We start from the raw sequence: 23,192 nt of genomic DNA, 5'->3' as shown, positions 1-23,192 counted from the left end.
TATGGATTGCATAACAAACCGGCGTGCCGGTAAGGGAAGCGTATTGTCCCGATCATTTAACCTAAGTATGCTGCTGTGTTTCCTTTTCAGCTGGCAAACCACTCAGGCGCAGGATAACAATCCCCGCCTGAGTATTACCATCCCTGCTACCACATTGGATGTAGCGCTGCGTATGCTGGAGCAGCAAAGTAAAGTGGCACTTTCCTATGAGAACACCCGTGTGCGGAATATTCCTGTAAAGGCCCGCCATTATACGGATACGCCGCTGGAAACTATTCTGAAAGAAATACTGGAAGATACCAGGATGACTTTCATGCGGAAGAACGGTAACATACTGATTGTGCCCAAACCGCGGCAGCCAGGTACCCTCAGCGGATATGTGGAAGATCAGGCCTCGGGAGAAAGACTGATCGGTGTATCGCTGGCTGTACCGGAATACCAGGCAGGTACCACCAGCAATAATTATGGCTTTTTCAGTATCACCATTCCGGCAGACAGCATCCGGTTACGGGTTTCTTATATCGGTTACCAGCGCATGGATACAACCATCCTGCTGACTGCGGATACCCGTTTGAATTTTAAGCTGGTGCCTGATCAAAGATTGCTGGATGTAGTAACGGTACGTGCCAGCAGGGAAGAACGCATCCAGGAGTCATCACAGATGAGTATGATCAATCTGCCAGCCAGCCAGATCGCAGCGATGCCCCGTTTTTTCGGAGAGGCGGACCTGCTGAAAACATTGCAATTATTACCGGGTGTAAAACAAGGTGCAGAGGGCACCAGCGCATTACTGGTGCGTGGAGGTACTCCTGATCAGAACCTGATCCTGCTGGATGGTGCGCCTTTGTATAATCCTTCGCATCTGCTGGGCATCTTCTCTACCTTCAATACCAGTGCCCTGAAAGATGTTACCTTGTATAAAGGTGCTTTCCCTGCCAGGTATGGTGGCAGGCTTTCTTCTGTAGTGGATGTATCTACAAAAGACGGGGATATGCGTGAACTGCATGGCGATTTTACCATTGGCCTGCTGGCCTCACAGGCAACAGTAGAAGGGCCGATAAAAAAGGACAAAACCTCTTTCATTGTTTCCGGGCGCCGTACGTATACAGACCTTGTTGCCAAACCCTTTATAAAAAATAGCTACGACAGAGAGATTGATAAGTTCACCATGTATTTTTATGACCTGAATGCCAAAGTACAGCATGTGATCTCTGATAAAGACAGGTTGTTTTTCAGCTTATACCATGGCCGGGATAAATTGCGGGTGTCAGAAAAATTAGAGATCAAGATCCCTGACAACTATCGCAGGGCATCAGATTTCCTTATACTATGGGGGAACACTACAGGTACTGTTCGCTGGAACCACGTTTTCTCCAAAAATCTTTTTGCTAATACGATGCTGCTGGGCTCGCGCTACCAGTTTAAAACAAGCACATACAATGAGAACCTGTACCAGGGAGAAATGATTGCAGACAAGTTGCAGCTGAATTCCGGTATCCAGGATTATGGCGCCAAAATTGACTTCGACTACAGACCGCGGCCCGCACATTCTATACGGATGGGATCGTCTTATATGTTCCGCATATTTTCACCCGGCACCATCAGGCAAAGGAAAACGGAAAACGGAACGGTAACCATGGATTCGCTCAGCGATAACCGCAATATACATGGCTCTGAAATAGACCTGTATGCAGAGGATGACTGGACCATTCATAAGAAGTTTAAAGTGAATGCCGGTTTGCATTGGAGTGGATTCCTGGTGCAGGGGCGTTTCTATAATTCACTGCAACCCAGGATAAGCATGCGTTACCTGTTACCTGGCGATTGGGGATTAAAAGCTTCCTATACAAGAATGACCCAATATATTCACCTGCTGGCTAATAATTCTATTACATTACCAACAGATCTGTGGGTGCCCGCCACGAAAAAGATCTTACCGCAACAGGCAGATCAATATGCAATAGGTATCGCACGGAATGTTTTTCGCAACAAATTTGAGTTTTCCGTTGAAGGATATTACAAACGCATGCAGAACGTGATAGAATATAAGGAAGGAGCGGATTACGTGGCCAGCAGCAGGAACGAAACCTGGCAGGAGCAGGTGACCAACGGAACAGGAGAAGCCTATGGCCTGGAAGTATTGCTGCAAAAGAAAACGGGGCGTTTCACCGGTTGGATGGCATATACCTGGGCATGGTCCTACCGCAATTTGCCCGAAGTGAACTTCGGAAAAAGATTCCCTTATAAATACGATCGCCGTCATGATCTCCATCTTGTAGGGATGTACAAACTGCGGAAGAATATTGAGCTGACGGGTGTATGGACCTTCCAGAGCGCACAACCCTTTACCATACCGCTGGCAGAATATGAAACAGTACGGGATCCCATACGCCCGGTTAATGGGAATTACCTGGACAATATTGAATATGTCAATGGCAGAAATAACATGCGTATTGCACCTTTTCACCGGCTTGACCTGGGTGTTAATTTTATCCGCCACAAACGGAATGGTAATATCCGTACCTGGAATGTAAGCGTGTTAAATGCTTATAACCAAAAGAATGCTTTCTTTTATCTGCTGGACACTTACCACAAAGAACGTAAGGAAGCAGTGCTGACAGGTACAACACTTCTTCCCATTATGCCCAGTTTTTCCTATAATTTAAAATTCTAGACATGCGCTACCTACACTATATAATTTTACTATGTGTTACCACCAGTTTCCTGGCGTGTGAAACAGGGGTGATCATCGATATTCCCTCTGAAGCCAATAAACCGGTGATCAATGTGCTGATGAATAAAGACAGCGTTATTTATGCAAGGATCACCCTGTCCGGCAAGCTGGCAAATACGAATAGTTTTCCTGAGCCAAAAGATGCGATCGTTCAGTTATTCGATAATGATCAGTTAAAAGAAACGCTAACGCTTAGAACAATAAATTATTTCGATTATTACTGCAGCACTACCAAAGTGGAGGCCGGGCATACTTATAAAGTAACGGCCGCTGTTCCTGGTATGGAGCTGGCAGAAGGTACTGATGTAATACCGGACAGTGCGGTGATCGGGGAATTGAAACGCATTGAAGTACCTATTAATGGAATAGATGTAGACAATAAAGTGATATTGCAGCTACATGATAAAGCAGGCGAAAAGAATTATTACAGGATCCGCATTTTTGGTGCTTACGGAGGGCAGACAACACCAAATGGTCCTTTTGTTGTGACAAAGTATGGCCGCGCTGCTTATATAAAATCAGATGACCCTGCATATGATCTTTTTGATGAGGGAGGGAATGAGGAGATTTTTATGGACGATAAACTGTTTGATGGCAGAAGCCCCCGTTTTGTTTTTAACCTGGAAAGCCAGTCCCAGGTACAGTATCTCATTGTAGAAGTAAGTAGTTTAACGTATGATAGTTATCGTTACCTGAAAACATCCTACCTGGCTATACGAAAAGCAGAAAACCCCCTCACTGAAAAAGTACTGGTATTCAACAACATTAAGAACGGCTTAGGAGTTGTTGGCGGTATTGCCATGAGAGAGTATGTACTGCCGAACTAACGCTACATTCCGGGTAATTTGATACCACCCCGTTTTAACGCAGCGATCACTCTTTCATGTAATTCAAAACGGGTTTCATCATAGAGATCACTGTCCACCCAGGCATATACCACCAGCTTCCAGCCGTCAGGTTCCAGGCCTGATACGCTTACGACAGCTGGTGGTTCTCTTGTAAGGTTCTGCATGTCTACAGCTTCTTTCAGGATCAGGGGCTTTACCTGTTCCAGGCTGTAAGCATAACTCAGCTTCAATTCAATATCTATGCGCCTGTTGGAAGACCTGCTGTTGTTGATGATCACTTCGTTCGATAATTTCGAATTAGGAATGATCACATATTTATTATCAGCTGTGATGATAATGGTATTGAACAGCTGTACGGAGCTTACTTCTCCCGTTTGCCCCTGCGCTACAATGACATCACCGGCTTCATAAGGTTTCAGCAGTAATATCAATACCCCACTCGTGAAATTCTGTAAAGTGCCGGAGAGTGCCAATCCTGCCGCTACACCAATAGCACCTATCAGTGCAGCAAAGATGGTCATCTGGATATTGAGGAACTGTATAACACCTAATACCAGTCCTATTTGTAAAACAGCTGCTATCAGGCCGGTGAGGAATGGTTTTAAGGTATCGTCTGTACCTTTTTTATGCATTCTCCGGAGGAAATATCTTTTGACCAGCAGTATCATCCATTGCCCGCCTATTAGTATCACCAGGGCCAGTACGATCCGCAGGCCGTTCAGTTCTATCCAGTGATAGGCATTTTGTAACATCTGTTCAATCATGCCATATGGAATGGAAATATTATGCCAGACAGACAAACAGGAATACTGTGGATTGGTATACCCATAACAGAGAAAAAATAATATGGATAGTAGTTTCGAATAATTTGCCTTTCCATAGGGAAGGAGAGTATACAAAGAATTGAAACAGGAGACGAATGCTCCAAAAGATAAATAAACCGAGGGATAATTGTTTTCCCAGGTTAGTATGAATGATATCTTCCGTAAAGCAGAGGCATAACAGGCCGATCATTCCTACTGCTATTGCCAGGAAAAAGGTATGCACATACATCATTTGCCGGTTGATGAGGCTTAAAGGCTGCAACTCTTTTTTCCACTGGAAGTATTTCGGAAAACCAATATGGATCAGCGATAAAAGGAGCAGGATGATACCGGTTATTTTGAGATGTAATGCTAACATTCGGCAAGGATATAGGTGGTGATGAATGGCGTGATGGTGCTTTCTGCACGAATACTTAACCCGGTTTTGGCAAAAGTCTGTTCCCATGTATTACGGGAGAAGAAATGGAAGAAGCCGAAATTATAAGCCAGGAAATTAAGCGGGTTCCGCAGATGTTCTGCTATAATGATACAGCCGCCGGGTTTCAGGGCTTTTTTTAATTGTGAAAAGAAAACCTCCCGCTCTGTTTGGTTCCTGATCTCATGGGCAGCGAACAGCAGAAAGATCACATCAGCAGTATCATCCGCTAAAGGCACATTATCTGTACGGATGCTTTGGGTGCCGGGATAGGGAAGGTATGCCTTACGTGCTCTTTTTACAGATACTTCTGTATGTAATGCGGGATCATAAAAATCAAAAACAGTTAGTTGGGCCTTCGGGTATCTGGCTGCCAGTAAAGTGCTGGTTTCATCGAAACCGGCATGGATGTTTATCATTTGCTCTGGCTGAATATTGTTGATCCAGTTTAAAGAATACAAATGGGAATGGTCATAGATGTACCAGGAAACAAACAGGGAACTGAGCGTACCTGCCAGTATAAGATATACAGCAATCATATTTACCCATATGAACAGCAAAGAAAGCACAACAGCTATCACATAAAAATGCCAGTTGAAGCGAATGATATTTGTTATACCCTGAAAAGGCTTTCTTGTTACGGTTGCCATATTTCGGTTTTACCTTTCTTCCAGTAATAGGGAATATCCTCTATCATGAATGCATTGGCCAATATAAGCCCGTTGAGCTTTATTTCCTTCAGGAATGCAATGTCATGCGTTAATACTTCTACGGGCCGGGGTGTCCAGTTCTCCCGTACGCCTTCAATGATCACTACTTCTTTCTTTTTCTCATTGTAAGAGAATGTAAAAGGCAGCGGGCCTGCAAAACGGCGGGCTTCCTGCCATGTTGAAAAAGGAGACCCTGTTGGAAGGGCGGTGTTGTCGTTACCGGTGTTGATGCTGATGGTTAATCCCGGAGAAGAAATATGTTGTTTGCTGAATTGAATGGCTGTAGTGATATAACGATAGTGGGTGAAGATATTGCCCAGGAAAGCCATCTTCTTTTTATTGGTTTCAGACCGGAGGATATACAATCCCCTTAATCTTTTGCCTTTGTTATTGGTATAACGTACAAAGATCCTGTAGCCAATGAGAAAGAAATCGTTCCCCATAAATGCAGGAAAACCTTTTGGGCGAAGGTCTTTTGTTTTTACCAATGCTACTGCAATAAAGGCCCATTCATCCTGGAAAGTATCGGGTTCCAGGCAGGGTGGAAGGAGGTCTTTTATTTCATTCTTTGGTACTGCAAAGGTGAGTACCAGGGAATGTTCAAAGAATGCTTCTACGGCGAAGGGATGATTCCTGAGTGAATTCATGCAGGTATATAACAATAATGAAGAGTAGTGCGATCAATGCATTGAACCTTCCGAACAACAGCAGATGAGGTACCATTAAGAACTCAATGATATTCATCACAGCCACGGTTACTATCTGTACAATAGCGCACCAGCGTGATTTGATCCGGCTGATCACCCAAACGAACATACCTATCTCTAACATTCCGATGGTTCTGGTGAACAGTGATGCGTATTCTTTGCCCAGTATTTCTGCAACAATGGCCTGGTGGCGGGGAACCTGGTTGAGTACTTTACAGTACAGGCCATTCACTAGCCATACCAGCCCTATGGCTATGTTTACAATGGTCCTCATTTACTCAGGCTATCGGGGGTAATAGGGTTACTCAATAATGCCCCAAACTTTTCCCAGCGGGCCCTGTCTCCGATATATTTTTTAACGAGGTCTAATCCATAGTTGTAGTTGATCACATAACTGCGGTTGTTCCTGATAAAGCTGATGGATTTGATGGCAGATTCTTTATTCAGTAAAGTATAATCCATGAGCCAGCGCAATGCTTCATCTTCCGTCATACTTCCGCTGAGGAGTCCGCGGGCCACTTCATTGCGGGAGTAGTTCAGTTCTCCTTTGATGGCAAGGGCTTTGAAATACAGATCAAGTCCTGTACTGTCCAGGCCGGCTAAAGGTAATAGTACATTGCGGGTGTATATATTTTTTTCTGTGCCGGGGAAAGCTAATTCAATACCATAGTTGGCGCTTCCTTCCGCAATAAGGGATTGCGGGCTGAATAAGGGATAGAGAGAAATTTCCACCCATCCTCTGTCGCGGTAGAGGTTCTTTTCCAGCATCATGTTATACACATGGTGCCCGGGATAGCCTTCGTGGCAGGCGAGGTCTATGGCTTTTTCAATGAAGATCTGAAGGTCTTCACTGATCTGGATAAGGCTGTTGTAATTGCCTTTGTACCAGTTATAGCCAGACCATGATTTGCCTGTTACATATTCCAGGGAAAAGTTTTCTTGTGCAGGAAGCTGATAGTGTTCCAGTGTACGTTTACGGGCTTCTGCAATGGCGGTTCTGAAAACAGTGTCCAGTTTATCTTTCGGGATAATGAATTTATTAGCGAGCCTTTGGAACCTGTCTGGTACAGGGCCACCTTTGCCGGGCAGTAAACTATCCAGTGAGGAAATAAGTGTTTTGAAATGTGCTTCCGGATATACCGGTGCGGTTACACCAAAGAGTTCTATGGATTCTTCATCAAAGGGTTTGAGTTCTCCTGTGAAGATCCTGATCCTTCTGCCGAATGCGGTGAGTTGTTGTATGATCCAGTTTGCACGGATGCGGGTGGTATCGTTTGATACGTTCTCTGCCAGGGTGCCCAGTTCTGCTTTCAGGATGTCCACAGAGGCGAGCAGTGAATCTTTGGGAAATGTTGCACTCTTTGTTTTTGGTCTTAATGAATCCGGCCCATAATAAGCATCCACAAAATCAGTATCGTATTGCCCGATGGTTAAACCAAGGCGTACATATTTTTCTGCGAGGGCATTGAGCTTTTGCTGCTCGGTTTGTTTATCTGAGTTGTAATTACAGGATGCAAAAAGGATGATGGTTACGAAAAGGAATTTTGCTTGCATATATGCCGCCAGGTTTTTATGGTATAAATATATCGCTTTTTACAGCTGCTTTTTCAGCCGTGTGGTATATGTTTTAATAGTGCCAGCTTTGTCTTTCTTCAGCTGGGCAAGAAGGTTTTCCGGTTTAGTGCCCGTGCCTTCGAAGTGTTTGCTGCCCCACAACACCATTTCGGCAATGAGGGGGATCAGGTCTATTGCCTTTTCTGTAAGTGTATAAATGAATTTGGACCGGTGTACGGGGGAGACCTTCTTTGTTACAAGGCCCTGAGATTCCAGCAGTTCAAACCTGTCCGCCAGGATATTGGTCGCTATTTTTTCATCAGATGCCGTGCATTCTCCGTAAGAAGACTTCCCCTCGAAGATCATATCCCGGAGGATGAGCAGGGTCCATTTATCCCCGAAGAGATCAAGAACGTTGCTGATTGGGCATGCTGACCTTGTTTTAACCTGTTTCATAAACTACTTGCATTTTGCAAGTGATTTATGTTTACCTTAGCACTTGCAAATTACAAGTGCTAAGGTATGAAAAAAATGTCGTTTCCATTGATTATGCTGTTTGCTGTGGCTGCGGGCCTGGCAGTTGCCAATGTTTATTTCGCGCATCCGCTGCTGGATGTCATGGCAGATACTTTTGGGATATCGCAGGCTGCGGTGGGTATTATTATTACTGCTACCCAGGTGGGGTATGGGGTGGGATTGTTATTACTGGTTCCCCTGGGCGACCTGGTGGACAGCCGGAAACTGATTGTGCTGCAACTGGGATTGCTGGGGTTGTTCCTGTTGATAGTAGGGCTGGCGCCTTCTGTTTTTGTTTTACTGGCAGGTATGATCATGATGGGTTTAATGGCGGTGGTTACACAAACCCTGGTAGCCTTTGCCGCCAACATGGCTGGTGATGCTGAACGGGGGCGTGTAGTGGGAACAGTTACCAGTGGTATTGTGATAGGCATTCTTTTGGCAAGAACAATTGCGGGCGCCTTAGCTGATCTTGCAGGCTGGCGCACGGTGTATTTTGTTTCTGCGGCATTTACCTTACTGATTGCGGGTGTATTGTATCGTATTGCACCGGTAGCAGAAAAACGTTCTGCCGGCGGTACTTATCCTCAGTTACTTAAGTCCGTTTTTGTACTCTTTGCCAGTGAGCCGGTATTACTTACGAGGGGGATTATCGCCATGTTATTATTTGCAGCCGGCACTGTATTATGGACACCCATGGTATTACCACTCAGTGAACCGCCTTTCTCCCTTTCGCATACAGAAATAGGGTTGCTTGGATTAGCCGGGGTGGCGGGAGCTTTGGGAGCTGCCAGGGCTGGCCGCTGGGCAGATAGCGGGTATGCGCAATGGACTTCCGGCATAGGATTAACACTGGTATTGTTATCCTGGATACCGGTTGCCTGCATGGGATATTCCCTATGGGCACTGATCATTGGTGTGATCGTTTTTGATTTTGGCTTGCAGGCGGTGCATGTTACTAACCAGAGCATTATCCTCAAAGTAAGGCCGGAGGCGCGTAGCAGGATCACGGGCGGATACATGGTATTCTATTCTGTGGGCAGCGGAACCGGGTCTGTTGCATCTACGATTACGTATGCGCATTTCGGATGGACGGGCGTTTGCGTCCTTGGTGCTGCGATCAGTGCTGTGGGATTGTTGTGCTGGGGGATTTCTACGTATAAGTTGAACTTAAGTGTTCTACATCGTTAAAAGCACTGCTACATAATGGCATATTGCCGCGGCCAATACCAGGCTATGCCATATCGCATGTGTGTAGGTACGTTTATCGCGGATGTAAAAATACACACCGATAGAATAGAGGGCGCCTCCGATACAAAACAGTGTGATCACAGAAACAGGCAGTACTGTAAAAAATCTTCTTCCGCCTACTACCAGTATCCAGCCCATGAGCAGATAGATGATGGTAGAGATGATATCAAACCTGCCGGTGAACCATGTTTTGAAGAAGATGCCTACTGCCGTCAATCCCCATAGTACGCAGAGGAGTGTAATACCAAAGGCATTGTTCATATATACCAGCAGGAAAGGCGTATATGTACCTGCTATCAGGAAGTAAATGCTGATGTGATCAAAGACCAGGAACAACTTTTTTACCATGGGTTCCTGTGACAGATGATAAACGGTGGAGCAGGTGAAAAGCAGGATGAAGCAAAAACTGTAAATGCCTGCTCCTACAATGCCCGGTGTATTACCATGTGTGGCAGCAATTCCTGTCAGTACCGGCAGGGCACTTAGCCCGAATACGATGCCAAAAGCATGTACCAGTCCGTTTACGATCTCCTGTTTGCGGTTGTATTTAGTTTGCTGAAGTATCATTGCCATGTCGCTGATTTTGGCAAATGTAGCCAACTCACGTATCATGAGCATTGGCGGGGTTCACTTTAACAATTTTGCAACATTTGCCAAAGGGATTAACAGGTGGCTATGTGAGTTTATTTTATTCCTCCTGCATATCCAGTTCCAGCAGTTTACTGATACCGGCATATTCAGCTGCGGCATCAGGGCAAAGCACATTGCCGGAGGAAAACATACTTCTCTCCGTTACTGCATCTATATCTTCCTGGGTGATCAGGCGGTTTAGTCTGTGTGTAAGATTTTCCGACAGGTTAACTAACTTATTGATCCGCTCAATGGCCGCATTGTAGATCTCCTCGTAATAAAAAAGCATATTCATAAAGCACGATTGTGATGTAAATGTAGGATTTAGTGTATAACTATAACTATATGTAAATGTTATGACCTATAACTATTAGTTATACAGAGACCTTGCCATTTTTATGAAACGCTTGTTCAACTCACTGGTTTCGCCCTTTCGCTGAATGAAATAAAAGCTCCTTTCAATGCGCAGGCCTTCAAATTGAAGGATCACCAGTTCCCCATGCTGCAGCTCTTTCATGATGGACCTGGTAGAAAGGAATCCTACACAATCAGATTCCAGCAGAAAGTTTTTCAATGCCTCTGTGCCACCCAGTTTGATATTGATCTTCAGGTCGTTCAGGCGTATTTTGCTTTTGGCTAAACCTTTCTTTATCGCTTCCAGGGTGCCACTGCCTCTTTCCCTGATGGCTACGGACATATTTAACAGTTCTTTAAGATTGTAGCTCCTTTTTCGGGCCAATGGATTATCCTGGCTGCACACTGCAACAATCTGATCTTTCACGAAAGGCTGGTAGGTGATATTGGTAAGTTTTCCCTTCTCTTCTGTTACGCCGATATTGATCTCTTTGTCCAGCAGGGCCTGCAGTACAATTTCACTGTTCCTGTTCAGGAGTGAAATGTCTACCTGCGGATATTCCCTGTGAAAGGCAGACATTACTCTTGGCAGAATATACAGCGCTGCGGTAGTACTGGCACCGAGATTTAAGATGCCGGTAGCCTGTTGTTTGTCGTGCATCACGGAAATGTCAAATTCCGTTTCCTTTTGAATGAGCTTTACCGCTAAGAGCCGGTTATAGAGTAAATGTCCTGCTTCTGTGAGTTCTATCTGCAGTCCTTTTCTTTCAAACAGTTTGGTTTTGTATTGTTCTTCCAATCCTTTTATATGATTGCTCACCGCAGGCTGGGAAATGAACAAAACCTGGCTGGCCTTTGAGAAGCTCTTCTGGTGGGCAACCTCCATGAAAACCTCGTGACGGGTAGAAAGCATAACATCACATTTTGGACAAAGTATCAAAAAATTAAGAATTTCGGCTGTATTTTGTTGTTTTAAAGCAATAGCACCATGAAATCCTTTTTTTGTTTCTTACTGTTAACAGGCCTGTATATCACCAGCATTGCCCAGCAACCCATAAAAGTAGTGGTGGCAGGTATGAATCACGATCATATCCATACCATTTTGCGACAGTACACGCAGGGCAAAGTGAATATCATTGGTATCGCAGAACCCAATAAGCAGTTACAGCTAAAATATGGCAAACAATACCGCATTCCGGATTCCCTTTTCCATGATGATCTGAAGAAGGTATTGTTAACCCGGAAACCGGATGTAGTGGTAGGGTATAACGCAGTAGGAGAACACCTGAAAGTAGTGCAGATCTGTGCACCGCTTGGCATTCCGGTAATGGTGGAAAAGCCGCTGGCTGCTACTTTACAGCAGGCAAAAGAAATAGAGAAACTGGCTGCACAGCATAAAATTAAGGTGCTCACCAATTATGAAACCACCTGGTATGCATCATACCACGATGTATATAACACCATCAGCAAAGACAGTATTGGGCAGATCAGAAAGATGGTGGTGCACGATGGCCATCAGGGGCCTAAAGAAATAGGCTGCAGCGCAGAGTTTTTGAGCTGGCTCACTGATCCTGTATTAAATGGTGCCGGTGCGCTTAATGATTTTGGTTGTTATGGTGCAGACCTGATGACGTGGCTGATGAAAGGGCAGCGCCCTATTGCAGTAACGGCTGTCACCAAACGTTATAAACCGGAAGTATATCCCAAAGTAGATGATGATGCTACCATCCTGGTAGAATACCCGGGTGCAACAGGTTTGATCGAGGCTTCCTGGAACTGGCCTTTCTCTATCAAAGACCTGGAAGTGTTTGGCGTAACTGGTTACCTGCATGCATTGGATGGTGTGAATATTACCAGCCGTATGCGGGAGAACAGGAAAGGAGTGAAAGTAGCAGAAACATTGAAAGCACCCTTCAATGATCCGATCGTTTATTTAACGGCGGTGTTACGCAATGAGCTGCCTGGCACAGATGATCTTTCTTCTTTGAAATATAACATGATCGTAATGGAAATACTGGATGCAGCCAAACGATCTGCAGCCAGCGGTAAACGGATTGTGTTACAGAAAGAACTGCGTTAAAGCAATCGCTGTTTCTTCCGGGATCTCTTCCGGGAAAAAGTGCCCCCCACTAACCGGCCAGCCCTGCACATTATAGGCCCATTTCCGCCAGATGGCGAGTGGGCCTCCTTCTTTTTTATACCAGTTGTCCAATGCACTGTCTGCACTCCAGAGTGCCAGCACCGGGCATTTTATGCGATGGCCATTGTTCAGGTCATGCATATCATGATCATAGTCCAGCATAACCGAGGCTCTGTAATCTTCACAAATAGCGTGCACATGCGCACTATTCTTCAAAGGTTCTATATAAGCGTTTCTCACTCTCGCGGGGAAAACAGTACCCGGTGTTCCCCACTCATTGAGAGCATTATCAATTACAGCTTCGGGGGCATTGGCAATAAGCATTTCCGGAAATGGTGCAGGTTGTGTAAGGAGCGACCATGGCCAGAAAGCAGTGGCAAATCTTTTGTCTGCCGCATCCCATACTTCAGCAGTTGGTATAACATCCAGTACGGCTAAACGTTCCACCCGTTCCGGGTGATCCAGTGCCAGACGATAAGCTACCCGCCCTCCACGATCATGCCCGGCCACTGAAAATTTCGGGAAGCCCAGCTGTTCCATTATTAAAACCATATCGTTTGCCATGGCACGTTTGGAATAAGGTGTATGATCCGCATCAGAAGACGGGCAACTGCTACGTCCATATCCCCGGAGGTCTGCACAGATCACGGTGAAATGTTTTGCGAGCAAAGGCGCTACATCCCGCCACATCAGGTGTGTTTGAGGAAATCCATGCAACAGTAATAGTGGAGGGCCACTTCCAAGTCTTTGCAAAAATATCGTTGCTTCCGGTGTTGTTAGTTTGAATGATTCCGTATTATTCATACCTCCTATATTTCAAACTTGGTGCCACCTCCACTGATTACTGTTGTTTTATTATTTTCTTTTGCTGATGTCACAAAGCATATCGGAATGGATGTTCAACCCGATATTCGTCAGGTTATAAAGATGTTCGCTGGCCACAAGAAAAACGATCTCGCAGATCTCCTGTTCTGAATAATAATTGGCCATACGTTTAAAGGTGATGGGGTTCACTGTTTTGTCCCTGGTCAATTCTGATGCATAATCCAGTGCTACTCTTTCTTTATCGCTGAAAAGGGAACTGGTTGCATATTGGTCCAGTGCATCGAATTTGGCTACATTCATGGATGCGTTTGCTGCAGACCATCTTCCGGCATCTATACAGAAAAGGCAAATATTTATGCGTGCCACCTGTACACGGATGAGGGAAGCCATTTCGGGAGAGAGTTGCAGTTTTTTGTCCAGCTGAGAAACCTTTCCGTAGAACATGCCGAATGCAACCGGCAGCCTGGCAGAATGTACTTTTAAGGGCATCAATACTTTGCCGAACTGGCGGCGTGTAAAGAAATAGACCATTTTCATGATCAGGCCTTTCGGCTTCTCGATAGGTGCAAGTAATGTTTCCATTTTGTGTTGTTTCCTTAATAAGGATCAAACAAATGGAAATTGGACAGGCAGCCGGAAATATTTTTAAGAAAGCTGATTGATCTTTTCCCGGATGCCCTGTTTCTCCGGCTGGGTTTTGGCCAGATCATAGGCTTTTTGCAGGTTTAGTAAGGCTTTGCTGTTATCAATGCCTTTGTACAGTTCACCCAGTAGCAGGTGATAGAAATGATTGTTTTCCAGCTTCAGTTTTTCAGCTTCTGCCAGGGCTTCTCTTTGCCCGTTTGCTTTGTACAGAGCAAAGGTTCTGTTAAGGGCTACACTGGGGGAATAATTCACCATCAGCAGCTGATTGTACAATTGCAGAATATCTTCCCATTTCTCAGGAGTATCTTCTTTAATGCAATGCCAGGCAGCAATCTTTGCTTCCAGGTGATAAGAGCTGATCTCATTTCCCTGTGCGGAGAGCGCTAAAAAATAATTGCCCTGATGGATCAGGGCTGTATCCCATAAGGTTTCGTTCTGTTGCTCGTATAATACCAGGGTATCTTCATTTGTTTGCCTTGCATCAAACCGGGAAGCGTGGAAACACATCAGTGCTATCAATGCATTGGTTTTAGGCAGGTTGGTCTTTTCATATTCAGTGAGCATCAAACCAAGCCGCATAGCTTCTAAACAGAAGTCTTTCTGCAGCACCTGGTTCTGCGTTTGGGAATAATATCCTTCGCTGAACAGCAGGTAGATAATGTGCAGCACATTATCCAGCCGTTTGGCTATTTCGCTTTCCGGGGGCAATTCCATCTTTATCTTTTCCATCCGCAGTTTCTCCTTTGCCCTGAACAATCGTTTATTAATGGCTTCTTTGTTGGAGAGGAAGGCTTCCGCTATTTCATCAATACCAAAACCGCAGAGGATGCGTAATGCAAGTCCTATCTGCGCTTCACTGGCAATAGCGGGATTGCAGACAGCAAAGAGCATCTGCAGCTGGCTGTCTTTAATATTCTCCTGAGAGAAATTCAGTTCTGCCTCCGCCGTTTCCTGGCTGGTAGTTAGTGCGGGTTTTATCTTTTGATCGAAGATCTTATTCCTTCTGAAGTGATGTGCTGTTTTTTGTTTGGCTACCAGGTATAACCAGGCGGTAGGATTGGGGGGAATACCTTTTGCTTCCCATGTTTCCGTTGCCAGCAGGAAAGTTTCGCTCACAATATCTTCTGCTGTTTCTATATGCTGTAATCCGAATAGTTTACTGATAACAGCCACCATTTTGCTGAATTCCTGCTGGAAAAGATGTTTTAATTCGTTCCTCATATTAAATGGAAGAGGACCACCAGCGTGGTCCTCCGGATATGTTACATAATAGCCCTGATCTCTACACTGCCGCCGTTGTCCAGTACAGGACAGCCATGAGCTAATGTGGTAGCTTCCTCCAAAGAGTCTGCCTTCACAACAATAAAACTGCCGAGCCGTTCCCTGATCTCCACAAAGGGGCCGTCAGTAATAACGCCGCCTGCTTTCAGTACTTTGCCATCCAGTGCCAGGCGGGTGCCATTGCCGGATAATTTACCCTGCGCTGCTATGCCGCCCGTCCAATCCATCCACTTTTTCTGCAGTATTTTCATTTCGCTTTCAGGTGTATTGCTATAATCAAAACTGGGTTGCCTGAATAATAAAGCAAACTCTTTCATGTGATTCTTATTTAAATGGTTATCGAATGTAGGAAAAAATATTATTTGTACTGGCCGGGTTTGTAATCTCCGGGAATTGGCCTGAAGGCAATGTTAATGCGGTTGTATGTATTGATGGTGGTAACTGCCAGTGTGAGGTCTACCAGTTCTTCTTCAGAAAACTGCTTACGTACATAGTAATACACTTCGTCTGATACCTGGTTGTCTTTAAGGATTGTAACGGCTTCAGCCCAGGCAAGTGCAGCACATTCCCTTTCTGAGAAATAAGGGGTTTCCCTCCAGGCACTCAGGCCGTACAAACGTTGCTCTGTTTCTCCTGCAGCGCGGAGATCTTTTGAGTGCATATCAAGACAGTAAGCGCAGCCATTGATCTGAGACACCCTGAAGTAGATCAGGTGAAAAATGGATTGCTCTACGATTGACTTGTTTAAATAGCCGCCAATACCATATAAGGATTTCATGGCTGTCTGTCCTTTTTCGAATACGTTAATTCTCTGTTCCATGTTTGTTATTATTTGTGGTTTATATCACAATAATGATCGGGCAGACAGAAATTGGACAGGTTGGGGAATATTTTTTATAAAATATTGTAAATCAGCCTAATGCTTTTCTTACTTTTTCCACAAAAGCTGGTACTTTAACCCTGGGATCTCCCGCTCCCAGTGTTTCAATGGGCAGATAACCCTGGTAACCGGAGGCTTTAACGGCACTGATAATTCTATCGAGGTCTGCGGGTTGTTCCACGCCATTGATAAAGACGTTCTCTTTCAATTGCCAGTTGATGGCATACCTGGCGGTATCTGCAATCTGCTGGTAAGGGTCTCCTGTTTTGTAACTACCCGTGTCCAGGATGATCCCGAACCATTCGGAATCCACCATTTTGCTGATCTGGTGTACATGATCTGCTGTTTTGATAAAGTCGTTGTGGTTCTGAATACCTACCATCACTCCATGTTTCCGGCCATGCTCAATACAGGCTTTTACATCTTCCATCATATAGGCAGCCACCTCATTCCAATTGCCGGTGGCCTGTGTTCCGGAAAAGATCCTGATCACCGGGGCACCCAGTTTAGCTGCGCATTCTATCCAGTCTTTCACCAGCTGCACATCCGCCTGCCGCTTTTGTTTGTCAGGGTTGGTGAAATCCGTACGTACGCCGGTACCGCTGATATCCAACCCCAGCCGGAACGCCTTCCTTTTTATGTGATAGATGTATTCATCTTTCGGAACAGCCGGGTAACCGGGGAAATAATAACCGGTAATATCTACTGCCTGAATAGGGGTGCCTGCGCAAAATTCCAGCATATCGTCCAGGCTCATGCTGCCATCGCGTAAGGGGGTGTTGAAGGAATAAGCGTTCAGGCTGATCTTCAGCTTTGATCTGACAGGAGCAGGGGTACCATGTAAGATCTTTGGGGTAGCGGCCAATGCCGGAACAGCCATGAGTGTTCTCAGAAAGGAACTGCGTTTCATAACGGGGAATTTTGTGACCTAATTTACTAAATTCTACAATTTGGGGAAGTAAAGCCGCGGGCTTTTCGTATTATAATTAGGTGCATATGGAAGAAAAGCTTTGATGATCATTGATTTACCTGTTGTTTGGTTCCACAGGCATATTTCTTGCGCATATATTTGAAAATACCATTCTATGGAGCAAATGAGAATAAACCCGGTTGATCAGGTATTCATAGATTATGAATCCGAAACGATTTCTCCGTATGTGTATACTTTCAGGCCTGTGGTGTATGAAGATGGTAACGCATACTGTTGTATTTTAGGCCCGGACAGAGAAGCGGGTGTGTTTGGAAGTGGTACTACTCCCAAGGATGCCATGGAAGACTGGGAGAAACATGTGCAGGAATTGATAGCCAGCCCTAAAAAGAACAGCAGTACTGCTCAATTTATAATTGATAATTTAAAACGCTTTTTAAGATAGAGGATCCAACAATGACAGTAATGGGTTACAGCAGGACAGGCTGTAACCCTTTTTTATTTTTTCAAAGCTGCTTCCAGTTGCGGTTGTAATAACTCCGGGTAACCGGAAGGTGCTTCATCGAAAATAAGTCCGTCTTTCCCGATGATATAGGCAGTGGGGTATCCATCTACATTATAATCTTTGAGCACAGCATGATAACGTCCTTTGTTATTCGTATACAGATGTTCGGCCTGTACCTTGTCTTTTGCTTTCATCCAAACTCCTTTTTCATCAATGGACACGCAAAGGAACACCAGGTCCTTATTCCCTGCATATTGTGCCTTTAAAGGTTTCAACCGCTCGAACATCTGCTGGCAGGGTATGCAGGCTTCAAACCAGAAATCGATGAACACCACCTTCCCTTTATAATCCTGCAGCGTTACCTTTTCTCCTTTATCATTCTCCAATGAGAAGTCAGGTGCCGCCATCCCTTTTTTGAATTTTCTTTCAGCCGCTACTTTCTTTAGAATGTATTGCCTGTAGGTATCATCCTTCAAAACGGCATTCACCAGTGAATCCGAAGGCTGTTTGATTTCATAGCGGAGTGTGAGGGTAAGCACAGGTTGCCTGAGTTTGGGAGGCAGTATCCGGGAGAGGGTATCTAATCTTGCGATCGGGTCTATGCCGGCGTAATGTTGTGAAACGATATTATACACATCGTTCACGTAATTGAAAGACGTATAGAAGTTGTCGTTATAAGGAGAGAGTGCGCCGGTAGTAAAGTATTTGTTGGATTGCAGCATGCCCGTGAAATGCGCATACAGGAGATGATAGCTGTCATCGTTCATGGTGCTGCGCAGCTCACTCAGTTGCTGATAGGTAGCCTTTGCAATACTGTCCACCCGCGCATTATTTCTTGTTTCCTTTTTCAGGGTGGCAAAACGTTGGTAGAATATACTTTTTTCCGAACCTTTGCCGCTGATCTGCAGTGTGCCGTTCTTATCTTCAAAGTCGTACCGGATGGTGATATCATCTCCCGGTTGCAGTAAACCGTGGGTATAGTTCTTATCATCGGACACGGCGAAATACACGGTTTTGGGCACGTAGATATTCGTTTTGAATTGTCCGTTCACTACAGCAATCCTGAAGGGTTGCATATTGCCTGTTACCTGATCATGCAGTAATACAAGGGTGATGGTATCTTTGGTGAGGTTTTTTATCTCTCCACGCACCATGGCATACTGAGCGGAGGCCGGCAGTATACCGTATAGGGCAAACAGTATGGTGAGTATTATTTTCATGGGTATGAAAATAAACAATTTCGCTGCTGTAAAAAGCGATATGGGATGAATACACGGAATAATGGGATGAATTATTCTTCCAGCTGATCTTTGATCCCCTTCCAGATGGTACGGGCAATCTGTTCACCTTTTACGGTTTTGATCCTTTCATCCAGATGTACGTTCCCGTTCACATCAAATTCCATTTCATCCGGAATAAATTCCTCCAGTTTGCCCGCATCTTTTTCGTGAATAACGTGGTAGGTAGTGATATGACCCTTTTTGTTGATGGTGACGCCGAGCTTGTAGGGTTTATTGTCTATATAGACAGTGATGATCCTCTTTTCCATGTGCTTACTGTTACAATTGGTATGCCTATCTTTTCCAGCTGATCCTTACCTGCTGGTTTCCTTTAAGCAGGTATTGGATATGGCCATTCTTAATTGTTTCCCCTTTCAGGAGTTCTTTGGTACCGTTAATAGTCACGGAAAATTCCGGCAGTGCAGTATCACTACTTTTTACCAGTACCATTTTACATGTTAAGCGTTCATCCCCCGACAGGGTAAAAGATATAGCTTTGCCTTTTACTGCATTATAACCAGCAGCCGGATACTCTATATACACCATAAATTCTTCTCCGGGTACCAACAGATAGTGGCGGGGCGAGATCCCAAAGGCATTTCCTGCACCATAGACTTCCTGGCCAACGGCACCGCTTTTTTCCCAGCCATCATGCAGATCTTCCAGGGCAATCCATAATTCAGGGTCCAGCTCTCCTATTTTCGGTTTTTCTTCCAGCATCTCTTTGGGTAGGATGGTTGGATAATAATATACCGCTCTTTCCACCAGGTAACGGATATATTCAGTGATCAGCAGCCTTACGGATGGCAATATATCTTCGCCTTGCGCATGCTTCATATAGTCATGGAAAGCACAGAAAACTTCCTGCTCTTCATAAACAGCGGTATATGGAGCATCATTCAATGGAAAGAGTGCAAAGAAAGAGGGAAAATGTTTTCCATAGCCATAATTGCAATCCCAAAGCTGCACGTTTTTGAAAATACCTGCAAGGCAGAGATAACTGAGGTCCAGGTAAAGTTTGTTTTTCGTGATCTTATACAAGCGGAGTAAGGCGCCTGAGGCGAAGGCTGTGTTATTAGCCTGGTAGAACATCTCGAATCCAAGGCCCTGAAGCGTTTTTGCTGCCTTTTCCGCTTCGTTCAGATATCTTTTTTCTTTTGTTAGTTCCCAGGCCTGCAGCATTACATGTGCATAGAGCCCCGCAACATCTTTTTCACCTCCTTTGCCGGGGGCTGTTTCTTCTTTGACCACTTCCAGTGTATCCATCTTGTAAAACACCGGCCAGCGGTATTTAAAATGATGTGCTACTTTGATGGAGAAATCCAATGAATCCAGGAAAAGCTTTTCTGCTGTTTTATCTCCTTTTAATGCCAGCCGGCTCAGATTGAGGAGAGGATGATGCAGGTACCAGGAGTCCATCACCTTTGGCTTCTTTTGTTCTTCCTCTTCTTCAAGTTTGTCTTCTGCAGCAGGCAACCAGCGCATGATGGAGCCGATCTTTTTATCATAAAAGGAAGGCAGGTTTGCTTTAATTGTTTTTATGACCTCCGGTTTTGTTTTACTCCATTCTGCATAATCCTGCAAGGGCAGCAGTACTGCCAGTTGTACCATGATCTCCGGTGGGGTGGCATAATCACTTACATAGGCATTGAAATAGCTATGGCCTGCCACCTGCGACCAGCAGCCCGGATTATCGATCAGGTCTTTCAATCCCTTTTGCAGGATCTCCGGCCATTCCTTATAAGTTGTTGGTGGTAATGGCAGATGCAGGTAAACAGCTGCGAGCAGGTTGAGGTACTGGCGGATAATGGCGGCTTCATCTGCCGGTACTTCTTCATCAAACACCACAAAGGCATCGGAGATGATCACTTCCTTTCCGGCTTCGAGGAAATTATCTTTGGATGGCGGTAAAGCGAAACCCATTTCCGGCCAGTTGCCGCCAACAACATTGGCACAGGATGTTTTTGTTTGTTCGCAATATTTTGCCAATGCTGTCAGGTTCTGGAAATAAAGGAAGGAACCTGACTTTGGTTTATGCATACTGCTGTAGATAAGTCCTGACCTTGTACCTACCTGGCTTACATGGATCTTTCCTGCTGTGTGTTCAGCATTGTTTTCATTTCCCGGAACCAGTATGTCCCTTGGCCAGAATGGAATGCTCAGGTCTTTATGTGGTTTGAGCGAAGTGGTGTACCGCAGAACGGGTTCATTATTCAAACTGATCTTTACATGGTAAGTACCTACATCACTATTCAACAGGAAACTGCTGTCATTTACTTTTTTTACTGTAAGGGAAGAACCAGGCGAATAAGCTGCGCGGAAAGCTATTCTTCCTCCTTTGGGCCAATGAGCAACGATCCACAATGAATCTCCTGAACAAAAAACTTTGAAAGTAATTCCTCCTGCATCATTGCTGTAAACAGCAGTTAAATTTTCGTCTGCCAGCTGAGCGCTGGCGGATGCAGCCCAGGGTGTTAATCCATTCATAACGGCGATTTTTCTTTTTGCATGCTTCTTCAAAGCAGATAAAATTATGCCAATCAAAACTGCAGCTTATTTGTGGAGAATAATTCCTGTTAGTCATATACTGCGTCTATCCGGGGAAGATTATCTACATGATCTGCAGCTGTTTAGGGTGATTTATAAGGCATGCATTTTGGGTGTTGATACTTCTAAAACTTAAACATATGGCTACAGGTGCAAAATCCACTAAGAACAAACCTCAGGGGAAAAGTGGTAAAATGGAAAATTCAGCTTTTCATGAATTTTTTGTAGATGAACTAAAAGACATTTACTGGGCTGAGCAGCATCTCATAAAGGCTTTGCCCAAAATGCAGGAAGCGGCTACGAGCCCTGAATTGGCCGCAGCATTTGAAAAACATACAGAAGAAACAGAAGGGCATGCAACAACATTAGAACAAATATTTGAGTTGCTGGGCGAAAAAGCTGCAGCAAAAAAATGTGATGCCATGGAAGGCCTGGTAAAAGAAGCAGAGAGCATTATCAGCGATACGGAAGCAGGAACCATGATCAGGGATGCCGGATTGATCCTCGCAGCACAGAAAGTGGAACATTACGAGATAGCTACTTACGGCACCTTAAGAACATTTGCGGAAAACATGGGTCATACGGAAGTAGTGGACTTACTGGAAGGCATTCTGGAAAATGAAAAAGAAACAGATGTTGCTTTAACAGAAGTAGCAGTAAGCAGCATTAATGAAGATGCAAGCGAAGAGTAACAAAGTTGAATATTATCCTCAATCCTCTATCAAAGAAGGGCCTGTCCGGAGACAAGGCCCTTCCTTATAAATTATTTTTTATGGAAGGAATAAATAAACCCCTTCAGGGAAAAACGGCACTGATCACAGGTGGTACAACGGGCATAGGAAGAGCAGCACTATTGTTGCTGGCTTCACAAGGGGTGAAAATACTTTTCTTTGGTACAGATGAAAAACACCTGGCAGATACGATGGACGATGTAAAAAAGATGCAGCTCGAAGATGAAGTGATGGGTGTACTGGCGGATGTATCCAGCAAAGAAAATGTGGCATTTGTATTTCAGCATGTGGATGGGTTCCTGGGCAAGCTGGACTTCCTGATCAACAATGCGGCCTTAGGTGCAAAGGGCCTGATGGAGACTTCCTATGAGGATATGGCCTATGTGATCAATGTAAATGTACTCGGGTATCTTGCCTGTGCACAGGAAGCTGCCAAACGGATGAAAGAAAACGGAGGCGGGCATATCATTAATGTGGGTTCCATGAGTGCGGATACCCGCGGAGGGACCAGTACTGTATATGTAGCCACAAAAGCCGGTATCCAGGGATTTTCAGAATCGCTTCGCAAAGAGTTGAATCCAATGGGCATTAAAGTAACCCTGCTGGAACCCGGTGCTGTTGGAACGGATATGCAGCCTTCAAGCCCGGAAGAGCAAAGGGAGAAAGAAGAAAGACTGGAAATGCTGAAGGCTGAAGATATTGCGGAATCTATCCTTTATATACTTTCTCAACCTAAACGGTGTGATGTGGTGGAATTAAAGGTCCGCCCGCATAAACAGATCATCTGATCCGTAAGCGGACGGCCCCTGTAACGAAAACGGACATGATCAGTTTAGTTTTATAGATTAAAATATTGAAAATCAACAGGAATGTAAGTTGGCATACTT

The 23,192-nt window shown here is 44.8% G+C and carries 26 protein-coding genes; 7 read left to right on the top strand and 19 right to left on the bottom strand.

From position 1 onward, the window contains the following. Position 1 precedes the first annotated feature (1 nt). Positions 2-2,674 carry a TonB-dependent receptor gene (locus tag AAHN97_RS16355; protein WP_343303127.1) on the top strand — a complete coding sequence of 891 codons (2,673 nt, stop codon included), beginning with the start codon at positions 2-4 and terminating at the stop codon, positions 2,672-2,674. A 2-nt stretch (positions 2,675-2,676) separates the two neighbouring features. Then, entirely contained in the window at positions 2,677-3,561 is an 885-nt protein-coding gene (locus AAHN97_RS16350; RefSeq protein WP_343303126.1) for a DUF4249 domain-containing protein, read from the top strand. A 2-nt stretch (positions 3,562-3,563) separates the two neighbouring features. On the opposite strand, the gene AAHN97_RS16345 is transcribed toward AAHN97_RS16350, so the two are convergent. The 7 genes from AAHN97_RS16345 to AAHN97_RS16315 are packed head-to-tail and all read right to left on the bottom strand — an operon-like array spanning position 3,564 to position 8,248. Continuing rightward, positions 3,564-4,382, bottom strand: a complete 819-nt coding sequence (locus AAHN97_RS16345) for a mechanosensitive ion channel family protein (RefSeq protein WP_343303125.1) — start codon at positions 4,380-4,382, stop codon at positions 3,564-3,566. Next, positions 4,366-4,764 (bottom strand): hypothetical protein, encoded by a 399-nt coding sequence (locus tag AAHN97_RS16340; protein ID WP_343303124.1) that lies wholly within the window; start codon positions 4,762-4,764, stop codon positions 4,366-4,368. The genes AAHN97_RS16345 and AAHN97_RS16340 overlap by 17 nt, the downstream gene beginning before the upstream one ends. Further along, a complete protein-coding gene (locus AAHN97_RS16335) occupies positions 4,758-5,471 on the bottom strand; it encodes a class I SAM-dependent methyltransferase (protein WP_343303123.1) in 714 nt (237 codons plus the stop codon). Before AAHN97_RS16335 ends, AAHN97_RS16340 begins: the two co-directional genes overlap by 7 nt. Then, positions 5,459-6,178 (bottom strand): DUF2071 domain-containing protein, encoded by a 720-nt coding sequence (locus AAHN97_RS16330; RefSeq protein ID WP_343303122.1) that lies wholly within the window; start codon positions 6,176-6,178, stop codon positions 5,459-5,461. Before AAHN97_RS16330 ends, AAHN97_RS16335 begins: the two co-directional genes overlap by 13 nt. Next, on the bottom strand, positions 6,132-6,512 hold the full coding sequence (locus AAHN97_RS16325) for a DoxX-like family protein (RefSeq protein WP_343303121.1): 381 nt from the start codon (positions 6,510-6,512) through the stop codon (positions 6,132-6,134). The genes AAHN97_RS16330 and AAHN97_RS16325 overlap by 47 nt, the downstream gene beginning before the upstream one ends. After that, positions 6,509-7,792 (bottom strand): hypothetical protein, encoded by a 1,284-nt coding sequence (locus tag AAHN97_RS16320; protein ID WP_343303120.1) that lies wholly within the window; start codon positions 7,790-7,792, stop codon positions 6,509-6,511. The genes AAHN97_RS16325 and AAHN97_RS16320 overlap by 4 nt, the downstream gene beginning before the upstream one ends. A gap of 39 nt (positions 7,793-7,831) precedes the next feature. After that, positions 7,832-8,248, bottom strand: coding sequence for a winged helix-turn-helix transcriptional regulator (locus AAHN97_RS16315; protein WP_343303119.1), 417 nt, complete (start codon positions 8,246-8,248; stop codon positions 7,832-7,834). 66 nt (positions 8,249-8,314) lie between these two features. Here AAHN97_RS16315 and AAHN97_RS16310 point away from each other — a divergent pair, with 66 nt between their 5' ends. Beyond that, entirely contained in the window at positions 8,315-9,499 is a 1,185-nt protein-coding gene (locus AAHN97_RS16310; RefSeq protein WP_343303118.1) for an MFS transporter, read from the top strand. Here AAHN97_RS16310 and trhA read toward each other — a convergent pair. The 3 genes from trhA to AAHN97_RS16295 form a co-directional block, all read right to left on the bottom strand. Continuing rightward, a complete protein-coding gene (gene trhA / locus AAHN97_RS16305; RefSeq protein WP_343303117.1) occupies positions 9,488-10,132 on the bottom strand; it encodes a PAQR family membrane homeostasis protein TrhA in 645 nt (214 codons plus the stop codon). The genes AAHN97_RS16310 and trhA overlap by 12 nt on opposite strands. 115 nt (positions 10,133-10,247) lie before the next feature. Beyond that, the gene (locus AAHN97_RS16300; RefSeq protein WP_074237313.1) at positions 10,248-10,484 is read right to left on the bottom strand and encodes a hypothetical protein; all 237 of its coding nucleotides are present in this window, start codon (positions 10,482-10,484) and stop codon (positions 10,248-10,250) included. A gap of 75 nt (positions 10,485-10,559) precedes the next feature. Then, on the bottom strand, positions 10,560-11,456 hold the full coding sequence (locus AAHN97_RS16295; RefSeq protein WP_343303116.1) for a LysR substrate-binding domain-containing protein: 897 nt from the start codon (positions 11,454-11,456) through the stop codon (positions 10,560-10,562). Positions 11,457-11,531: 75 nt separating this feature from the next. Here AAHN97_RS16295 and AAHN97_RS16290 point away from each other — a divergent pair, with 75 nt between their 5' ends. Beyond that, positions 11,532-12,623: a Gfo/Idh/MocA family protein gene (locus AAHN97_RS16290; protein WP_343303115.1), complete on the top strand. Its 1,092-nt coding sequence runs from the start codon at positions 11,532-11,534 to the stop codon at positions 12,621-12,623. Here the strand turns inward: AAHN97_RS16290 and AAHN97_RS16285 are convergent. The 6 genes from AAHN97_RS16285 to AAHN97_RS16260 form a co-directional block, all read right to left on the bottom strand. Continuing rightward, positions 12,603-13,487 carry an alpha/beta fold hydrolase gene (locus AAHN97_RS16285; RefSeq protein WP_343303114.1) on the bottom strand — a complete coding sequence of 295 codons (885 nt, stop codon included), beginning with the start codon at positions 13,485-13,487 and terminating at the stop codon, positions 12,603-12,605. The genes AAHN97_RS16290 and AAHN97_RS16285 overlap by 21 nt on opposite strands. Before the next feature lie 51 nt (positions 13,488-13,538). After that, positions 13,539-14,090 (bottom strand): carboxymuconolactone decarboxylase family protein, encoded by a 552-nt coding sequence (locus AAHN97_RS16280; RefSeq protein ID WP_343303113.1) that lies wholly within the window; start codon positions 14,088-14,090, stop codon positions 13,539-13,541. Positions 14,091-14,153: 63 nt separating this feature from the next. Continuing rightward, positions 14,154-15,374 (bottom strand): RNA polymerase sigma factor, encoded by a 1,221-nt coding sequence (locus tag AAHN97_RS16275; RefSeq protein WP_343303112.1) that lies wholly within the window; start codon positions 15,372-15,374, stop codon positions 14,154-14,156. 41 nt (positions 15,375-15,415) lie between these two features. Beyond that, positions 15,416-15,751 carry a YciI family protein gene (locus AAHN97_RS16270; protein ID WP_343303111.1) on the bottom strand — a complete coding sequence of 112 codons (336 nt, stop codon included), beginning with the start codon at positions 15,749-15,751 and terminating at the stop codon, positions 15,416-15,418. A gap of 41 nt (positions 15,752-15,792) precedes the next feature. Further along, positions 15,793-16,254: a carboxymuconolactone decarboxylase family protein gene (locus AAHN97_RS16265; protein WP_343303110.1), complete on the bottom strand. Its 462-nt coding sequence runs from the start codon at positions 16,252-16,254 to the stop codon at positions 15,793-15,795. A gap of 91 nt (positions 16,255-16,345) precedes the next feature. Further along, positions 16,346-17,224, bottom strand: a complete 879-nt coding sequence (locus tag AAHN97_RS16260; protein WP_343303109.1) for a sugar phosphate isomerase/epimerase family protein — start codon at positions 17,222-17,224, stop codon at positions 16,346-16,348. 175 nt (positions 17,225-17,399) lie between these two features. Between AAHN97_RS16260 and AAHN97_RS16255 the strand changes: the two genes are divergently transcribed. After that, on the top strand, positions 17,400-17,687 hold the full coding sequence (locus AAHN97_RS16255) for a hypothetical protein (RefSeq protein WP_343303108.1): 288 nt from the start codon (positions 17,400-17,402) through the stop codon (positions 17,685-17,687). 53 nt (positions 17,688-17,740) lie between these two features. On the opposite strand, the gene AAHN97_RS16250 is transcribed toward AAHN97_RS16255, so the two are convergent. The 3 genes from AAHN97_RS16250 to AAHN97_RS16240 form a co-directional block, all read right to left on the bottom strand. After that, positions 17,741-18,967: a TlpA family protein disulfide reductase gene (locus tag AAHN97_RS16250; RefSeq protein ID WP_343303107.1), complete on the bottom strand. Its 1,227-nt coding sequence runs from the start codon at positions 18,965-18,967 to the stop codon at positions 17,741-17,743. Between the two features lie 71 nt (positions 18,968-19,038). After that, positions 19,039-19,296 (bottom strand): hypothetical protein, encoded by a 258-nt coding sequence (locus AAHN97_RS16245; RefSeq protein WP_343303106.1) that lies wholly within the window; start codon positions 19,294-19,296, stop codon positions 19,039-19,041. Positions 19,297-19,321: 25 nt separating this feature from the next. Further along, the gene (locus AAHN97_RS16240) at positions 19,322-21,514 is read right to left on the bottom strand and encodes a hypothetical protein (protein ID WP_343303105.1); all 2,193 of its coding nucleotides are present in this window, start codon (positions 21,512-21,514) and stop codon (positions 19,322-19,324) included. A gap of 200 nt (positions 21,515-21,714) precedes the next feature. On the opposite strand from AAHN97_RS16240, the gene AAHN97_RS16235 reads away from it, so the two are divergent. Next, positions 21,715-22,266, top strand: coding sequence for a ferritin-like domain-containing protein (locus AAHN97_RS16235; protein WP_343303104.1), 552 nt, complete (start codon positions 21,715-21,717; stop codon positions 22,264-22,266). 80 nt (positions 22,267-22,346) lie between these two features. Further along, a complete protein-coding gene (locus AAHN97_RS16230) occupies positions 22,347-23,093 on the top strand; it encodes an SDR family oxidoreductase (protein WP_343303103.1) in 747 nt (248 codons plus the stop codon). Positions 23,094-23,192: the final 99 nt, after the last annotated feature.

Origin of the sequence: Chitinophaga niabensis, assembly GCF_039545795.1 — a bacterium.
GTDB lineage: Bacteria > Bacteroidota > Bacteroidia > Chitinophagales > Chitinophagaceae > Chitinophaga > Chitinophaga niabensis_B.
Note: the sequence above shows the minus strand (reverse complement) of the source record. Positions and strands in the feature narration are given on the sequence as shown.

Bases quoted from the DNA above. Each gene is read 5' to 3' on its own strand.
- AAHN97_RS16355 (WP_343303127.1), top strand. From the start codon at position 2: ATGGATTGCATAACAAACCGGCGTGCCGGTAAGGGAAGCGTATTGTCC.
- AAHN97_RS16350 (WP_343303126.1), top strand. From the start codon at position 2,677: ATGCGCTACCTACACTATATAATTTTACTATGTGTTACCACCAGTTTC.
- AAHN97_RS16340 (WP_343303124.1), bottom strand. From the start codon at position 4,764: ATGTTAGCATTACATCTCAAAATAACCGGTATCATCCTGCTCCTTTTA.
- AAHN97_RS16335 (WP_343303123.1), bottom strand. From the start codon at position 5,471: ATGGCAACCGTAACAAGAAAGCCTTTTCAGGGTATAACAAATATCATT.
- AAHN97_RS16330 (WP_343303122.1), bottom strand. From the start codon at position 6,178: ATGAATTCACTCAGGAATCATCCCTTCGCCGTAGAAGCATTCTTTGAA.
- AAHN97_RS16325 (WP_343303121.1), bottom strand. From the start codon at position 6,512: ATGAGGACCATTGTAAACATAGCCATAGGGCTGGTATGGCTAGTGAAT.
- AAHN97_RS16320 (WP_343303120.1), bottom strand. From the start codon at position 7,792: ATGCAAGCAAAATTCCTTTTCGTAACCATCATCCTTTTTGCATCCTGT.
- AAHN97_RS16315 (WP_343303119.1), bottom strand. From the start codon at position 8,248: ATGAAACAGGTTAAAACAAGGTCAGCATGCCCAATCAGCAACGTTCTT.
- AAHN97_RS16310 (WP_343303118.1), top strand. From the start codon at position 8,315: ATGAAAAAAATGTCGTTTCCATTGATTATGCTGTTTGCTGTGGCTGCG.
- trhA (WP_343303117.1), bottom strand. From the start codon at position 10,132: ATGGCAATGATACTTCAGCAAACTAAATACAACCGCAAACAGGAGATC.
- AAHN97_RS16300 (WP_074237313.1), bottom strand. From the start codon at position 10,484: ATGAATATGCTTTTTTATTACGAGGAGATCTACAATGCGGCCATTGAG.
- AAHN97_RS16295 (WP_343303116.1), bottom strand. From the start codon at position 11,456: ATGCTTTCTACCCGTCACGAGGTTTTCATGGAGGTTGCCCACCAGAAG.
- AAHN97_RS16290 (WP_343303115.1), top strand. From the start codon at position 11,532: ATGAAATCCTTTTTTTGTTTCTTACTGTTAACAGGCCTGTATATCACC.
- AAHN97_RS16285 (WP_343303114.1), bottom strand. From the start codon at position 13,487: ATGAATAATACGGAATCATTCAAACTAACAACACCGGAAGCAACGATA.
- AAHN97_RS16280 (WP_343303113.1), bottom strand. From the start codon at position 14,090: ATGGAAACATTACTTGCACCTATCGAGAAGCCGAAAGGCCTGATCATG.
- AAHN97_RS16275 (WP_343303112.1), bottom strand. From the start codon at position 15,374: ATGAGGAACGAATTAAAACATCTTTTCCAGCAGGAATTCAGCAAAATG.
- AAHN97_RS16270 (WP_343303111.1), bottom strand. From the start codon at position 15,751: ATGAAAGAGTTTGCTTTATTATTCAGGCAACCCAGTTTTGATTATAGC.
- AAHN97_RS16265 (WP_343303110.1), bottom strand. From the start codon at position 16,254: ATGGAACAGAGAATTAACGTATTCGAAAAAGGACAGACAGCCATGAAA.
- AAHN97_RS16260 (WP_343303109.1), bottom strand. From the start codon at position 17,224: ATGAAACGCAGTTCCTTTCTGAGAACACTCATGGCTGTTCCGGCATTG.
- AAHN97_RS16255 (WP_343303108.1), top strand. From the start codon at position 17,400: ATGGAGCAAATGAGAATAAACCCGGTTGATCAGGTATTCATAGATTAT.
- AAHN97_RS16250 (WP_343303107.1), bottom strand. From the start codon at position 18,967: ATGAAAATAATACTCACCATACTGTTTGCCCTATACGGTATACTGCCG.
- AAHN97_RS16245 (WP_343303106.1), bottom strand. From the start codon at position 19,296: ATGGAAAAGAGGATCATCACTGTCTATATAGACAATAAACCCTACAAG.
- AAHN97_RS16240 (WP_343303105.1), bottom strand. From the start codon at position 21,514: ATGAATGGATTAACACCCTGGGCTGCATCCGCCAGCGCTCAGCTGGCA.
- AAHN97_RS16235 (WP_343303104.1), top strand. From the start codon at position 21,715: ATGGCTACAGGTGCAAAATCCACTAAGAACAAACCTCAGGGGAAAAGT.
- AAHN97_RS16230 (WP_343303103.1), top strand. From the start codon at position 22,347: ATGGAAGGAATAAATAAACCCCTTCAGGGAAAAACGGCACTGATCACA.